At 68.9% G+C, this 427-nt stretch carries 1 pseudogene; it reads left to right on the top strand.

What is annotated here, in order from left to right:
* A pseudogene (locus LPA54_RS39765) lies at positions 1-427 on the top strand (type VII secretion protein EccC); the annotation flags it as partial.

The raw sequence follows: 427 nt of genomic DNA, 5'->3' as shown, positions 1-427 counted from the left end.
CGTGGTCCTCTCCGCCTCGCGCTACATGGAGGTGCGTGCGGTACTCAAGGACCAGATCCTCGGACGCCTGGAACTGCGCCTCGGCGACGCCATGGACTCCGAGTTCGACCGCAAGGTCGCCCTGAACGTGCCGACCGGGGTACCCGGCCGTGGTCAAGTTCCCGCCAAGTTGCACTTCATGACAGCGTTGCCCCGGATCGACTCGTCCTCCGACACCGAGGACCTGGCCGACGCCACGGCCCGGCTGGTCCGGACGGTCAAGGAGAACTGGCAGGGTCCGCCGGCCCCGACCGTGCGCCTGCTCCCCCGCAGGCTGCCCGCCGACCAGCTGCCCAAGGGCTTCGAGTTCCCACAGCACGGCATCGCGATCGGCATCGACGAGGCCGGTCTGGAGCCGGTGTTCGTCGACTTCGACACCGACCCCTTC

It is taken from the genome of Streptomyces sp. DH12, assembly GCF_020873895.1.
Classification (GTDB): domain Bacteria; phylum Actinomycetota; class Actinomycetes; order Streptomycetales; family Streptomycetaceae; genus Streptomyces.
Note: the sequence above shows the minus strand (reverse complement) of the source record. Positions and strands in the feature narration are given on the sequence as shown.